The organism is Pseudomonas sp. LAIL14HWK12:I10 (genome assembly GCF_900184205.1).
Lineage (GTDB): Bacteria > Pseudomonadota > Gammaproteobacteria > Pseudomonadales > Pseudomonadaceae > Aquipseudomonas > Aquipseudomonas kermanshahensis.
Genome location: NZ_FXWU01000001.1, coordinates 129,984 through 143,905 on the forward strand (window position 1 = coordinate 129,984; position 13,922 = coordinate 143,905).

The window sequence follows — 13,922 nt, forward strand, 5'->3', positions numbered from 1 at the left end:
TTCCTGGAAATCTCGTTATGGGTAAAAGCGGTTAAAGCGTGTTCAGTGGAATCTTCAGGTAGCTCACGCCATTGGCCTCGGGCTCAGGGAAGTGGCCGCTGCGCATGTTGACCTGCACCGATGGCAGGATCAGCACGGGCATGTCGAGGGTCTTGTCGCGGGCTTCGCGCATGGTCACGAAGCTGTCTTCGTCGATGCCGTGGTGAATGTGGACGTTGCTGCCACGTTGCTCGGCCACGGTCGTGACGTATTGCATGTCGCGCCCGCCCGGCAAGTAGTCGTGGCACATGAACAACCGGGTCTGGTCGGGGAAGGCCAGCAGGCGGCGGATCGAGCGATACAGGGTACGGGCATCGGCGCCGGGGAAGTCGCAACGGGCCGTGCCATAGTCGGGCATGAACAGCGTGTCACCGACGAACACCGCCGTTTCACCGCCATCGACCACCACATAGCTCATGCAGGCGGGGGTGTGCCCCGGCGTGTGCAAAGCACGGGCATGCAGGTTGCCGATACGGAAACCTTCCTCATCCTCCAACAGGACATCGAACTGGCTGCCATCCCGGGCAAAGCCGGGTTCGGCATTGAACAGCGCGCCAAACACTTTCTGCACCTGGGTGATCTGCGCACCGATGGCGGTGTGGCCGCCGAGCTTGTCCTTCAGATAGGCCGCGGCCGACAGGTGGTCTGCATGCACATGGGTTTCCAGTATCCACTGCACCTCGGCATCGAGCGCCTTTACCCGGGTGATCAACCGGTCTGCCGAGGCGGTGCAGGTGCGCCCCGACTTGGGGTCGTAATCCAAAACGCTGTCGATCAACGCGCATTTGCGCGTCTCGCCGTCCATGAGCAGGTAGCTGATGGTCGAGGTCGCCTCGTCGAAGAAGGCTTCCACGTGAAGGTTGTTACCGATGATCATCACGTTCTCCAAAGTTTCCTACGCCCCCTATAGAGGCGTAGGCAGTGAACGGAGGTTTATCAAGATGCATGCCAGGGTTTTTCACAGGCCTTGGCCAATGAATACGGGCCGGGCTGGCGCTTGCCTGGCAACATGGCAGCCACGTTGGCAGTCGACTGTCAGCCAATGGCAGTGTTTGGCAGTCCTTGCTACCCTCCGCCGGGTTATCACATCGGTGCCGTCATGCCTGAGCCTCATCACATCATCCTAGCGTTGGTTTCCTACCTCGAACACGATGCCCTGCCCACCATCGTGCTGGACACGGACTACAACATTCTCGCGGCCAACGCGGCCTACCGCCGCCAGTTCGGCCGAGACCAGCAGGCGCCGCTGGGTGAAAAATGCCACAAGGTCTCGCACCACTATGCCGTGCCGTGCGACCAGGCCGGCGAGCATTGCCCCATGCGCAAGGCATGGGACAGCAAGGTGCCGGAACGTGTGCTGCACATTCATCACACGCCACGCGGCCCTGAGCATGTGGACGTCGAGCTGCGGCCAATCCTGGATGAGCAGGGCAGGGTGGTCGCCTTTGTCGAGCGCCTCACCACCATCACGCTCGCCGCAGCGCAACCTCAGCAGCAGGGCTTGGTTGGGCGGGCGCCAGCGTTCAAGGCAGCATTGGCCAGCCTGCAGCGCGCGGCGCCCGCGCAAATCCCGGTGTTGCTCCAGGGCGAATCGGGTACCGGCAAAGAGCTGTTCGCCCGCGCCCTGCACATGGGCAGCCCGCGCGCAAACGGGCCGTTGGTCGTGGTCGACTGCACCGGCTTGACCGAGTCGCTGTTCGAGAGCGAGCTGTTCGGCTACGAGAAAGGGGCGTTCACCGGCGCCAACCAACGCAAGATCGGCCTGGCCGAAGCCGCACATGGCGGCACGTTGTTCCTCGACGAAATCGGCGAAGTGCCGATGGCCATGCAGGTCAAGCTGCTGCGCCTGATCGAGTCCGGCAGCTTCCGCCCGGTGGGCAGCCTGCGGACCGTGCACTCGGATTTCCGTTTGGTCTCGGCCACGCACAAGCCGCTCAAGAAAATGGTCGCCGAAGGTACGTTCCGTGAGGATCTGTATTACCGCATCAGTGGCTTTCCTATACGGCTGCCTGCCCTGCGTGAGCGCGTGGAGGACCTGCCATTGCTGGTCGAAAGCCTGCTCCAGCGTATGGCTGGGCAGCCCGCGCCCAGGTTGGCCGATGACGCATTGAAGCACCTCGGGCTGCATCCGTTCCCGGGCAATATCCGCGAGTTGCGTAACATCCTTGAGCGGGCACGGCTGTTTGCCGATGACGGGCTGATCCGTCCCGAGCACCTGCCTGACGACATCGGCCCACCGATTGCACCCGGCGTGACCAGGGGCCGAGGCCATAGCGACCTGAGTGAGCTGGCGCAGGCGCTGGAGCAGTTTCAGGGCCCACGCAGTGAGCTGGCGCGCCACTTGGGCATGAGTGAGCGCACCCTCTATCGACGCCTGAAGGCGCTGGGCTTGGGCACGTAGGCAGTCTAGGCCTTGCCCACCTTTACCTGACCTTTACCTCGAGCTAAGGAGTAGCTTGGCAAAACCGCTGTCTGATCCGTTAACCGCACCAGGCGAACAGAACTTGCGCCGGGCATTAACATGCAGAGGATCAGCAACACATGAAAAAAACCCTGACCGTGCTGTGCGCCGCGCTGATGTTCAGCGCGCCGCTGGCCAGCTTTGCTCAACCGGGCCCACCCCAGGGGCATGACAACGGCCCCTCCCATCAGGGCAACACACCGCATGGCAACGGCCAGCACGGCAAACAGCCGCAGGGTCGGCCGGGTAACGGCCATGCGCCAGCCCCTTACCAAAACCCGAACTTCCGTCCACAGCCGGGTATGCCGATACCTCATCAGCAATGGCAACGCGGGCATGCCGTTGACCCCCATTACCGCGGCGATCGCTACTGGGTAACCGACTGGCGTGCACGTCACCTCTATGCGCCACCGCGTGACCACCGTTGGTTGGCTGTGAATGGCGACTATGTGCTGGTGGCGATTGCCAGTGGGGTGATCGTGAACATTCTCAGCGGCTACTGACCCACCGTATCGCACGCATAAAAAAGCCCGCTTTCGCGGGCTTTTTTTGTCGTTCAACCTACACCTGATCAGAAGTCCAGGTTCGATACCGACAGCGCGTTGCTTTCGATGAACTCGCGGCGAGGTTCCACTGCATCGCCCATCAAGGTGTTGAAGATCTGATCGGCAGCGATCGCGTCTTCGATGGTGACCTTGAGCATGCGGCGCACGGTTGGGTCCATGGTGGTTTCCCACAGCTGGTCCGGGTTCATCTCACCCAGCCCTTTGTATCGCTGGATGGTGTGGCGCTTGGTGCTTTCGTTCATCAGCCAGTCCAGGCCTTCCTTGAACTCGACGATTGCCTTGCGGCGCTCGCCACGCTGCACATAAGCACCTTCGCCCAGCAGGCTGGCCAGCTTGGAACCGATGTTGACCACGGTACGGTAGTCGTTGCTGCCGAAGAAATCGCGGTTGAAGGTGATGTAGCTGGCCAGGCCGTGCGAGGTGATTTCCACTTCCGGCAGCCAGACATTGCGCTCCTTGTCTTCGCGCAGGCTGGCTTGATACGCCAGGCCCGACTTCTGGGTGCTGCTCAGACGCTCCTGGAACTTGGCCAGCCAGGCCTGCATCACAGCGTGGTCGCCCAGTTGCTCCAGGGTAACTTCCGGCAGGTAGATGAAGTGCTCGGTCAGCTCCTGTGGGTACAGGCGCGACAAACGCTTGAGGGTCTTCATCACGCCACGGAACTCGTTCACCAGGCTTTCCAGCTGAACGCCGGAAACCGCTGGCGCCGACTCGTCCAGGTGCAGGCTGGCATCTTCCAGGGCCGATTGGGTCATGTACTCTTCCATGGCCTCGTCGTCCTTGATGTACTGCTCCTGCTTGCCTTTCTTCACCTTGTACAACGGTGGCTGGGCAATGTAGATGTAGCCACGCTCGACCAGCTCTGGCAGCTGACGGAAGAAGAAGGTCAGCAGCAGGGTACGGATGTGCGAACCGTCAACGTCAGCATCGGTCATGATGATGATGTTGTGATAACGCAGTTTGTCGATGTTGTACTCTTCGCGACCGATACCACAGCCCAGTGCGGTGATCAGCGTACCGACCTCCTGGGACGAGATCATCTTGTCGAAGCGAGCCTTCTCGACGTTGAGGATCTTACCCTTCAACGGCAGGATCGCCTGAGTGCGACGGTTACGACCTTGCTTGGCCGAACCACCGGCGGAGTCACCCTCCACCAGGTACAGTTCGGAAAGGGCAGGGTCCTTTTCCTGGCAGTCGGCCAACTTGCCTGGCAAGCCCGCGATGTCCAGTGCACCTTTGCGGCGAGTCATTTCACGCGCCTTGCGCGCGGCTTCGCGGGCACGGGCGGCGTCGATCATCTTGCCGACAACAGCTTTGGCTTCGTTCGGGTTCTCGAGCAGGAAGTCCGAGAAGTACTTGTTCATCTCCTGTTCCACGGCGGTTTTCACCTCCGAGGAAACCAGCTTGTCTTTGGTCTGGGAGCTGAACTTGGGGTCAGGGACCTTGACCGAGATGATCGCGGTCAGGCCTTCACGGGCATCGTCGCCCGTGGTCGCCACCTTGTTCTTCTTGGCCAGGCCTTCCTGCTCGATGTAGCTGTTCAGGCTGCGGGTCAGCGAAGAGCGGAAGCCCACCAAGTGAGTACCGCCATCGCGCTGCGGAATGTTGTTGGTGAAGCACAGCAGGTTTTCGTTGAAGCTGTCGTTCCACTGCAGGGCAACTTCAACACCCACACCATCGTCACGCTGGACGTTGAAGTGGAACACCTGGTTGTTCACCGGCGTCTTGTTGGTGTTCAGGTACTCGACGAACGCACGCAGGCCGCCTTCGTATTTGAAGAACTCTTCCTTACCGCTGCGTTCATCCTTGAGCAGAATGCCGACGCCCGAGTTGAGGAACGACAGTTCACGGATCCGCTTGGCCAGGATGTCCCAGCTGAAGTGGATGTTCTTGAACGTCTCAGCCGAAGGCTTGAAGTGGATGTGGGTACCGGTCGTTTCGCTGTCACCTACAATCGCCATAGGCGCTTGAGGGACACCATGAACGTAGGTTTGCTCCCAGATCTTGCCGCTGCGACGCACAGTCAGCACCAGCTTCTCGGACAGGGCGTTAACCACGGAAACACCCACACCGTGCAGGCCGCCCGAAACTTTGTACGAGTTGTCGTCGAACTTACCGCCGGCGTGCAGCACGGTCATGATGACCTCGGCTGCCGATACGCCTTCTTCTTTATGCACGTCAACCGGAATGCCGCGACCGTTGTCGCGCACGCTGATGGATTCATCCGTGTGGATGATGACGGTGATGTCATCGCAATGACCGGCGAGGGCTTCGTCGATCGAGTTGTCGACCACTTCGAAGACCATGTGGTGCAGGCCGCTACCATCATCGGTGTCGCCAATGTACATGCCGGGACGCTTGCGTACGGCATCCAAACCTTTCAGCACTTTAATGCTGGAGGAGTCGTACGTTTGATTTTCGCTCATGCCTTCACTCCCGATGGTCGTGGGTCTGGGTGATACGGCCCTGTTCCACGTGGAACAAAGCAACTGGCGTTTCCGTCTGCCAGCCTTCCCTCAGTAATTCGTGATCTACACAGGTGATGAACACCTGGCAGCGTAATTCTTCTAGCAAGCGGCACAATGCGCGGCGGTGTTGCTCGTCCAGTTCTGACGGCAAGTCATCCACGAGATAAATACAGTGACCGCGGCGAGCCTGGCTGACGAGGTGCCCTTGGGCAATGCGTAGCGCACACACCACAAGTTTCTGCTGCCCTCGCGACAGAATGTCGGCTGCGTTATTGGCAGCCAAACGAAGACGCAGATCAGCACGCTGCGGACCGGCCTGGGTGTGGCCCATTTGCTGGTCACGAAGAAGAGAGGAGGCGAGTACTTCGTTGAGTTCCCGGTCCTTGTCCCAGCCTCGGTAATAGCTCAGGGTCAACCCGTCAAGCTCGACCAGTTCGCTCAGGGTTCGCTCGAAGACGGGCTTCAAGGCCTTGATGTAGTTGCGACGGTATTCATCTATTTCCGCGCTGGCCAGGCACAATTCCCGGTCCCAGGCGGCTTGCGAAGCTGGGTCAAGTGTACCATGCCGCAACCACGAGTTCCGCTGCCGGAGCGCCTTCTGCAGACGTTGCCAGGCAGGCAGAAAACGAGGTTCCACGTGGAACACTCCCCAATCCAGGAATTGGCGGCGAATTTTCGGGGCGCCTTCCAACAGCCTGAAACTGTCTGGGTTGATCAGCTGCAGGGGTAGCAGCTCGGCCAACTGCGCCGCGCTTTTGGCATTCTGCCCGTCGATACGGATGGTGAAATCACCTTGCCGCTCACGAGATACGCCCAGGTTGCTGGTGCCCCCCGACGTCAACTCAACCTCGCCAAACACGGTGCAAGCCGGCTGCTCGTACTGGATGACCGGATTCAGGCGCGTGCTGCGGAAGGAGCGCGCCAGCCCCAGCAAGTGCACAGCTTCGAGCACACTGGTTTTGCCGCTGCCGTTAGCACCGTAGAGGATGTTGATGCGGGGAGAGGGTGAGAGGGTCACCGGGTGCAGGTTGCGCACCGCGGTGACCATGATACGTCGAAGGGACATTCAGTCTGCTACAGGTTACAGACGCATCGGCATGACAACGTAGGAAGAGTCATCATTGCCAGCCTCCTGCAGCAGCGCACTGCTGTTGGAGTCGGACAGAATCAGACGCACCTGCTCGGTCGTCATCACGCCCAGCACGTCCAGCAAGTAGCTGACGTTGAAGCCGATCTCCAGCGCGCTGCCGTTGTAGTCGACGCTGATCTCTTCTTCCGCTTCTTCCTGCTCAGGGTTGTTGGCCTGAATCTTCAGTTGGCCAGCGGCCAGTTGCAGGCGAATGCCGCGGTACTTTTCGTTGGACAGGATCGCGGTACGGCTGAATGCCTCACGCAGCGCCTGACGATCACCGATTACCAGCTTGTCGCCACCCTTAGGCAGAACACGCTCGTAGTCCGGGAATTTGCCATCCACCAGCTTGGAGGTGAAGGTGAACTCGCCGGTGGTTGCGCGAATATGGTGTTGCCCCAAGACGATGCTGACCATGCCTTCCGGATCAGTCAGCAGGCGCGCGAGCTCCAGGATACCTTTGCGCGGCACGATCACCTGGTGGCGATCATCCTGCTCAATTGGCGCGCTCATGGAGCACAGCGCCAGGCGGTGACCATCGGTAGAGACGGCGCGCAGGGTGTTACGCGACACCTCCAGCAGCATGCCGTTGAGGTAGTAGCGCACATCCTGCTGAGCCATGGCAAAGCTGGTGCGCTCGATCAGGCGGCGCAGCTTGCTCTGTTCCAGGTTGCAGGTCAGCGAGCCTGGGCCTTCTTCCACCGTCGGGAAGTCATTGGCGGGCAGGGTCGACAGGGTGAAGCGGCTGCGGCCGGCCTTGACCAACAGTTTTTGCTCGTCGACCTTGATATCGATCAGGACGTCGTTTGGCAGGCTTTTGCAGATGTCCATCAGCTTACGGGCCGGGACAGTGATTTCGCCAGGCTCGGCTGGCTCTTCCAGTTGCACGCGGCCTACCAGTTCGACTTCCAGGTCGGTACCGGTCAACGACAGCTGCTGGCCTTGCACAACCAGCAATACGTTAGACAGGACCGGCAAGGTCTGACGGCGCTCGACGACACCGGCGACCAGTTGCAGGGGTTTCAACAGGGCTTCGCGTTGAATGGTGAAATGCATGGTCTAGTCCCTTGCCTTCAATTAGCTGCGCAGACGGCCATCAGGTCGTCAGCGTCCGCAGCAGGTTCTTGTAGTCCTCGCGGATGTCCGCGTCGGATTCCTTCAGTTCGTTGATTTTGCGGCAGGCGTGCAGCACGGTCGTGTGGTCGCGACCACCAAACATGTCGCCGATCTCCGGCAGACTGTGGTTGGTCAGCTCCTTCGACAGGGCCATGGCTACCTGGCGCGGGCGCGCGACAGAACGCGAGCGACGCTTGGACAACAGATCGGAGATCTTGATCTTGTAGTACTCGGCCACTGTGCGCTGAATGTTATCCACACTGACCAGCTTGTCTTGCAGCGCCAGCAAGTCTTTGAGCGATTCGCGAATCAGTTCGATGGTGATGTCGCGGCCCATGAAGTGCGAGTGAGCGATCACCCGCTTCAGGGCACCTTCCAATTCGCGGACGTTAGAGCGGATGCGCTGGGCAATAAAGAAGGCAGCGTCATGCGGCAGCTCGACTTTAGCCTGGTCCGCCTTCTTCATCAGAATCGCGACACGCGTTTCCAGCTCGGGAGGCTCTACCGCAACGGTGAGGCCCCAGCCGAAGCGGGATTTCAGACGTTCCTCCAGGCCTTCGATTTCCTTCGGGTAGCGGTCGGAGGTGAGGATCACCTGCTGGCCGCCCTCGAGCAGGGCGTTGAAGGTGTGGAAAAACTCTTCCTGGGAACGCTCTTTGCGGGCGAAGAACTGGATGTCGTCGATCAGCAACGCATCGACCGAGCGATAGAAGCGCTTGAATTCGTTGATGGCATTGAGCTGCAGCGCCTTGACCATGTCCGCGACGAAACGCTCCGAATGCAGGTAGACCACCTTGGCATTCGGATTTTTCTTCAGCAGGTGGTTACCCACAGCATGCATCAAGTGGGTTTTACCCAAGCCCACACCCCCATAAAGGAAGAGCGGGTTGTAGCCATGCTTCGGGTTGTCGGCGACCTGCCAGGCAGCGGCCCGCGCCAGCTGGTTCGACTTACCTTCGACGAAGGTGTCGAAGGTGAACGTGCGGTTCAGGTAACTGGTGTGCTTGAGGGCACCTTCAACCTGAACAGTGCGCTGTTCGGTGCGGGTGTTGGTAGCCGGTGCCGGCGCAGGCTCGGCCATGGCATCAAAGCTGTCACGCGACGAAGGCTCGGCAACCTCATTGACCTGCGCAGCTTCCACAGGCGCAGCGGCAGGCTCTACCGACATCGCAGCAGGCGCGGCTTTTTGTACCTGGGTCTGCGCCAGCGAAGCGGCCACAGCGGCGCTGACCGGCGCATTGGGCGCGGCCCGCGGCGCCGAGCTGCGACGGCTGCCTATTAATAAGGAAAGGGCAGGCGCAATGCCGCTGCCGTTCTCACCCAACAGCTCGAGCAGACGACCCAGGTACTTTTCATTGACCCAATCGAGAACGAAACGGTTAGGCGCATAGACGCGCAACTCGTCGCCTTCGGCTTCGACCTGTAGCGGACGGATCCAGGTGTTGAATTGCTGGGCAGGCAGTTCATCGCGCAGAAGCTCCACGCACTGCTGCCAAAGTTCCACTGACACGGATATCCCCTGAGTTTGAAAGCCGGATGAGGCAAAAACAAACCGCCATTGTACCGGTCGAGCGATCAGTTATCCACATGTGGATACGTTAGGAGCCATGACAAAACAGCCATTTATCGACCAAAAAGGCTTTATTGCGCTGTGCATAAGCTCTGTGGATAACCGCGCCTGAGGGCTATGCACAACCCTGGGTTGAGATCTGTGGATAATTCGCCTGTGGATAATGCGCACTTTAATCCACAGCTTCTGCGCATGCGGAGCACAAGCGCAGCACTGGATACCGACAGGGTTTCAAAACTCTGTACAGCCCGCAATTTCTGGGCTGTAGAACGTTATCCACAGAAAGTTATCCACTTAAGATTTATAAGTTCTTTAAGAAAGCTTTTTAAATGTCTCTTCTTTTTTTTCATGTTATCCCCCGATGTGCGTTCACGCTAAGGCCGTGTCTGGGCAGCGTCAGATCGACCGAGCCCGTCACGCCTTCTATAAGGAATGACTGGTTGGAAATTGACCTATTGGCTTGCTTTCTCTAGAATCGCCGGTCTCTTAAAAAGGGGGCCATCCCGGCCGTCGTCGACAAACCCAGGTAACACGCCATGAAACGTACTTTCCAACCAAGCACCATCAAGCGCGCGCGCACTCACGGTTTCCGTGCTCGTATGGCTACCAAGAACGGCCGCGCTGTTCTGTCGCGTCGTCGTGCCAAAGGCCGTAAGCGTCTGGCCATTTGATTTTTCGGCACAGGTGGTGAGTCAGGACTTCAGTCGGGAAAAGCGACTGCTTACACCCCGACATTTCAAAGCGGTCTTCGACTCCCCAACCGGCAAGGTTCCAGGGAAAAACCTGCTGATCCTTGCTCGCGAGAACGGCCTCGATCATCCGCGCCTTGGCCTGGTGATCGGCAAGAAGAGCGTCAAGCTCGCCGTTCAACGCAATCGCCTCAAGCGCTTGATGCGCGATTCCTTTCGTCTGAACCAGCAGATACTCGCTGGCCTGGACATCGTGATCGTCGCGCGCAAGGGATTGGGTGAGGTAGAAAACCCGGAATTGCATCAACACTTTGGCAAGCTCTGGAAACGCCTGGCGCGCAGCCGGCCTTCTCCAGCGGTTAGCGCCGATTCCGCAGGGGTAGACAGCCAAGATGCGTAAACTGGCACTCGTTCCGATCCAGTTTTACCGTTATGCCATCAGTCCTCTGATGGCCAGTCACTGTCGTTTCTTCCCCAGCTGCTCCTGTTACGCTTACGAAGCCATCGAAAACCATGGCTTATGGCGTGGTGGGTGGCTGGCCGTTCGTCGCCTGGGGCGTTGTCATCCGTGGAACGACGGCGGTTTCGATCCCGTTCCACCCGCTCCTTCCTCCCGAACTTCTTCGATAGCCGAGTAATCATGGATATTAAACGCACGATCCTGATCGCCGCGCTGGCAGTCGTGTCCTACGTCATGGTCCTGAAGTGGAACGATGACTACGGCCAAGCTGCCCTGCCGACTCAGAATACTGCTGCCAGCACTGTTGCTCCGGGCTTGCCCGATGGCGTGCCGGCCGGTAACAACGGTGCCAGCGCCGATGTACCGAGCGCCAACGCCGAATCGAGCCCTGCCGAACTGGCACCGGTCGCACTCAGCAAGGATCTGGTCCGCGTCAAGACCGATGTTCTGGAACTGGCTATCGACCCGGTGGGTGGTGACATCGTCCAGCTGAACCTGCCGAAGTACCCACGCCGTCAGGACCACCCGAACATTCCGTTCCAGCTGTTCGACAACGGTGGCGAGCGTGTTTACCTGGCCCAGAGCGGCCTGACCGGCGCCAATGGCCCGGACGCCCGTTCCACGGGTCGCCCGCTGTACGCGGCTGAACAGCGCAACTACCAGCTGGCCGATGGCCAGGAACAACTGGTGGTGGACCTGAAGTTCAGCGACAACGGTGTGAACTACATCAAGCGCTTCAGCTTCAAGCGCGGTGAGTACGACCTGACTGTCAGCTACCTGATCGACAACCAGAGCAGCCAGGCTTGGAGCGGCAACATGTTTGCCCAGCTCAAGCGTGACGCCAGTGGCGATCCGTCTTCGAGCACGGCGACCGGCACCGCTACCTACCTGGGCGCCGCCCTGTGGACAGCTGCCGAGCCGTACAAGAAAGTGTCGATGAAGGACATCGACAAAGGTAGTTTGAAAGAAAATGTGTCCGGCGGCTGGGTCGCCTGGCTGCAGCACTACTTCGTCACTGCCTGGATCCCGGCCAAGTCGGACAACAACGTTGTCCAGACCCGCAAGGACAGCCAAGGCAACTACATCATCGGCTACACCGGCCCAGCCATCAGCGTTCCGGCTGGCGGCAAGGTCGAAACCAGCGCCATGCTGTACGCCGGTCCGAAGATCCAGTCCAAGCTCAAAGAGTTGTCCCCAGGCCTGGAACTGACCGTCGACTACGGCTTCCTGTGGTTCATTGCCCAGCCGATCTTCTGGCTGCTGCAACATATCCACAGCCTGCTGGGTAACTGGGGCTGGTCGATCATCGTCCTGACCATGCTGATCAAAGGCCTGTTCTTCCCGCTGTCGGCTGCCAGCTACCGCTCGATGGCGCGCATGCGTGCCGTGGCGCCGAAGCTCGCTGCGCTGAAGGAACGCTTCGGTGATGATCGCCAGAAGATGTCCCAGGCGATGATGGAGCTGTACAAGAAAGAGAAGATCAACCCGCTGGGTGGCTGCCTGCCGATCCTGGTTCAGATGCCGGTATTCCTGGCCCTGTACTGGGTACTGCTGGAAAGCGTAGAAATGCGCCAGGCCCCATGGATGCTGTGGATCACTGACCTGTCGATCAAGGATCCGTTCTTCATCCTGCCGATCATCATGGGCGCCACCATGTTCATTCAGCAGCGTCTGAACCCGACGCCGCCGGATCCGATGCAGGCCAAGGTAATGAAAATGATGCCAATCATCTTCACCTTCTTCTTCCTGTGGTTCCCGGCTGGCCTGGTGCTGTACTGGGTTGTGAACAACTGCCTGTCGATTTCGCAGCAGTGGTACATCACCCGCCGTATCGAAGCAGCGACTAAAAAAGCTGCTGCTTGACGGGCTGCTAGTCTGTGAATAAAAACGCCCCCTAGTGGGGCGTTTTTGCTATCTGTCGTTTTTGTCGTAGAGGCTTTCGAGCATGAACACTGTGCGTGAGACCATCGCTGCCATCGCTACCGCCCAAGGCCGCGGTGGCGTGGGCATTGTCCGCTTGTCTGGCCCTCTGGCGGCCAAGGCAGGCCAGCTCATCACCGGCCGCACCCTGACGCCTCGCCATGCGCATTACGGGCCCTTCCGTGATGACCAGGGCCTGGTCCTGGACGAAGGCATCGCGTTGTACTTCCCGGGGCCGAACTCGTTCACCGGTGAGGATGTGCTCGAGCTGCAGGGGCATGGTGGGCCGGTGGTCCTCGACATGCTGCTGCAACGCTGTGTACAACTTGGTTGCCGCCTGGCCCGGCCCGGTGAGTTCAGCGAGCGTGCGTTTCTCAACGACAAGCTCGACCTGGCGCAAGCCGAGGCGATCGCCGACCTTATCGAGGCCAGCTCCAGCCAGGCCGCGCGCAATGCCTTGCGTTCGCTACAAGGTGAGTTCTCCAAGCGTGTGCACAGCCTTACCGAGGCGCTGATCGCCTTGCGGATCTATGTCGAAGCGGCGATCGACTTTCCTGAGGAGGAGATCGACTTCCTCGCCGATGGCCACGTGCTGTCGATGCTGGACGCGGTGCGTGGCGAGTTGTCCACAGTGCAACGCGAAGCCGGGCAGGGCGCTTTGCTGCGCGATGGCATGACCGTAGTTATTGCCGGCCGTCCGAATGCGGGTAAATCCAGCCTGCTGAACCGCCTTGCGGGCCGCGAAGCCGCTATCGTCACCGACATCGCCGGCACCACCCGCGACATCCTGCGTGAACATATCCACATCGATGGCATGCCGTTGCATGTGGTCGACACTGCAGGCCTGCGTGATACCGATGACCATGTGGAAAAAATCGGCGTCGAGCGGGCGCTCAAGGCTATTGGCGAAGCGGATCGTGTATTGCTGGTGGTGGATTCCACAGCCCCGGAAGCCGCAGACCCGTTTGCCCTCTGGCCGGAGTTCCTCGATCAGCGGCCAGACCCTGGCAAAGTCACCCTGATCCGCAACAAGGCTGACCTCAGTGGTGAGGCCGTGGGCCTGGAACAGTGTGACGACGGCCATGTGACCATCACCCTCAGCGCCAAGGACGACGACAGTGGCTTGCAGTTGCTGCGCGACCACCTCAAGGCCTGCATGGGTTATGAACAGACCGCCGAGAGCGGTTTCAGCGCCCGCCGGCGCCACCTCGATGCTCTGCGCCAGGCCAGCGATCACCTGGAGCATGGCCGCGCGCAATTGACCCTGGCGGGGGCCGGTGAGCTGCTGGCTGAGGACCTGCGACAGGCTCAGCAGGCCCTGGGAGAGATCACAGGGGCGTTCAGCTCGGATGACCTGTTGGGGCGCATCTTCTCCAGTTTCTGCATCGGTAAGTAATCCACAGGCCTTCAAAAGGCACTCGCAACACCAGGCCGCTCCTTCGGGAGCGGCTTTTTTTTGCCCGGCGATTGGTTAGCAAGGGGCTGTAGATAGCAAAAGCACGGC

Annotated in this window: 12 protein-coding genes; 7 read left to right on the forward strand and 5 right to left on the reverse strand. The window is 59.7% G+C overall.

Annotated elements, in window-relative coordinates; all coding sequences use genetic code 11:
• Positions 1-31: 31 nt before the first annotated feature.
• Entirely contained in the window at positions 32-916 is an 885-nt protein-coding gene (locus QOS90_RS00650) for an MBL fold metallo-hydrolase (protein WP_085272136.1), read from the reverse strand.
• A gap of 222 nt (positions 917-1,138) precedes the next feature.
• On the opposite strand from QOS90_RS00650, the gene QOS90_RS00655 reads away from it, so the two are divergent.
• Complete coding sequence (locus tag QOS90_RS00655; RefSeq protein WP_027592064.1) at positions 1,139-2,440, forward strand: sigma-54 interaction domain-containing protein; 1,302 nt, start codon at positions 1,139-1,141, stop codon at positions 2,438-2,440.
• A gap of 140 nt (positions 2,441-2,580) precedes the next feature.
• Entirely contained in the window at positions 2,581-3,003 is a 423-nt protein-coding gene (locus tag QOS90_RS00660; protein WP_027592065.1) for an RcnB family protein, read from the forward strand.
• Positions 3,004-3,071: 68 nt separating this feature from the next.
• Here QOS90_RS00660 and gyrB read toward each other — a convergent pair whose 3' ends face one another.
• Genes gyrB through dnaA form a run of 4 tightly spaced genes read right to left on the reverse strand, consistent with a single transcriptional unit; the run spans position 3,072 to position 9,289 of the window.
• The gene (gene gyrB / locus QOS90_RS00665) at positions 3,072-5,492 is read right to left on the reverse strand and encodes a DNA topoisomerase (ATP-hydrolyzing) subunit B (RefSeq protein WP_027592066.1); all 2,421 of its coding nucleotides are present in this window, start codon (positions 5,490-5,492) and stop codon (positions 3,072-3,074) included.
• 4 nt (positions 5,493-5,496) lie between these two features.
• The gene (gene recF / locus QOS90_RS00670; RefSeq protein ID WP_027592067.1) at positions 5,497-6,600 is read right to left on the reverse strand and encodes a DNA replication/repair protein RecF; all 1,104 of its coding nucleotides are present in this window, start codon (positions 6,598-6,600) and stop codon (positions 5,497-5,499) included.
• A 15-nt stretch (positions 6,601-6,615) separates the two neighbouring features.
• Positions 6,616-7,719 (reverse strand): DNA polymerase III subunit beta, encoded by a 1,104-nt coding sequence (gene dnaN, locus QOS90_RS00675; RefSeq protein WP_085272137.1) that lies wholly within the window; start codon positions 7,717-7,719, stop codon positions 6,616-6,618.
• 40 nt (positions 7,720-7,759) lie between these two features.
• Positions 7,760-9,289: a chromosomal replication initiator protein DnaA gene (dnaA, locus tag QOS90_RS00680; protein WP_027592069.1), complete on the reverse strand. Its 1,530-nt coding sequence runs from the start codon at positions 9,287-9,289 to the stop codon at positions 7,760-7,762.
• A gap of 596 nt (positions 9,290-9,885) precedes the next feature.
• Here dnaA and rpmH point away from each other — a divergent pair.
• From rpmH to mnmE, 5 genes are all read left to right on the forward strand, one after another.
• Positions 9,886-10,020, forward strand: a complete 135-nt coding sequence (rpmH, locus tag QOS90_RS00685) for a 50S ribosomal protein L34 (protein WP_003253163.1) — start codon at positions 9,886-9,888, stop codon at positions 10,018-10,020.
• The gene (gene rnpA, locus QOS90_RS00690; RefSeq protein ID WP_502944304.1) at positions 9,989-10,438 is read left to right on the forward strand and encodes a ribonuclease P protein component; all 450 of its coding nucleotides are present in this window, start codon (positions 9,989-9,991) and stop codon (positions 10,436-10,438) included. The genes rpmH and rnpA overlap by 32 nt, the downstream gene beginning before the upstream one ends.
• Positions 10,431-10,676 carry a membrane protein insertion efficiency factor YidD gene (gene yidD / locus QOS90_RS00695; protein WP_075046823.1) on the forward strand — a complete coding sequence of 82 codons (246 nt, stop codon included), beginning with the start codon at positions 10,431-10,433 and terminating at the stop codon, positions 10,674-10,676. Before rnpA ends, yidD begins: the two co-directional genes overlap by 8 nt.
• 2 nt (positions 10,677-10,678) lie before the next feature.
• Complete coding sequence (gene yidC / locus QOS90_RS00700; RefSeq protein WP_027592071.1) at positions 10,679-12,361, forward strand: membrane protein insertase YidC; 1,683 nt, start codon at positions 10,679-10,681, stop codon at positions 12,359-12,361.
• An 82-nt stretch (positions 12,362-12,443) separates the two neighbouring features.
• On the forward strand, positions 12,444-13,814 hold the full coding sequence (mnmE, locus tag QOS90_RS00705) for a tRNA uridine-5-carboxymethylaminomethyl(34) synthesis GTPase MnmE (RefSeq protein WP_027592072.1): 1,371 nt from the start codon (positions 12,444-12,446) through the stop codon (positions 13,812-13,814).
• Positions 13,815-13,922 lie beyond the last annotated feature (108 nt).

Bases quoted from the DNA above. Each gene is read 5' to 3' on its own strand.
- QOS90_RS00650 (WP_085272136.1), bottom strand. From the start codon at position 916: ATGATCATCGGTAACAACCTTCACGTGGAAGCCTTCTTCGACGAGGCG.
- QOS90_RS00655 (WP_027592064.1), top strand. From the start codon at position 1,139: ATGCCTGAGCCTCATCACATCATCCTAGCGTTGGTTTCCTACCTCGAA.
- QOS90_RS00660 (WP_027592065.1), top strand. From the start codon at position 2,581: ATGAAAAAAACCCTGACCGTGCTGTGCGCCGCGCTGATGTTCAGCGCG.
- gyrB (WP_027592066.1), bottom strand. From the start codon at position 5,492: ATGAGCGAAAATCAAACGTACGACTCCTCCAGCATTAAAGTGCTGAAA.
- recF (WP_027592067.1), bottom strand. From the start codon at position 6,600: ATGTCCCTTCGACGTATCATGGTCACCGCGGTGCGCAACCTGCACCCG.
- dnaN (WP_085272137.1), bottom strand. From the start codon at position 7,719: ATGCATTTCACCATTCAACGCGAAGCCCTGTTGAAACCCCTGCAACTG.
- rpmH (WP_003253163.1), top strand. From the start codon at position 9,886: ATGAAACGTACTTTCCAACCAAGCACCATCAAGCGCGCGCGCACTCAC.
- yidD (WP_075046823.1), top strand. From the start codon at position 10,431: ATGCGTAAACTGGCACTCGTTCCGATCCAGTTTTACCGTTATGCCATC.
- yidC (WP_027592071.1), top strand. From the start codon at position 10,679: ATGGATATTAAACGCACGATCCTGATCGCCGCGCTGGCAGTCGTGTCC.
- mnmE (WP_027592072.1), top strand. From the start codon at position 12,444: ATGAACACTGTGCGTGAGACCATCGCTGCCATCGCTACCGCCCAAGGC.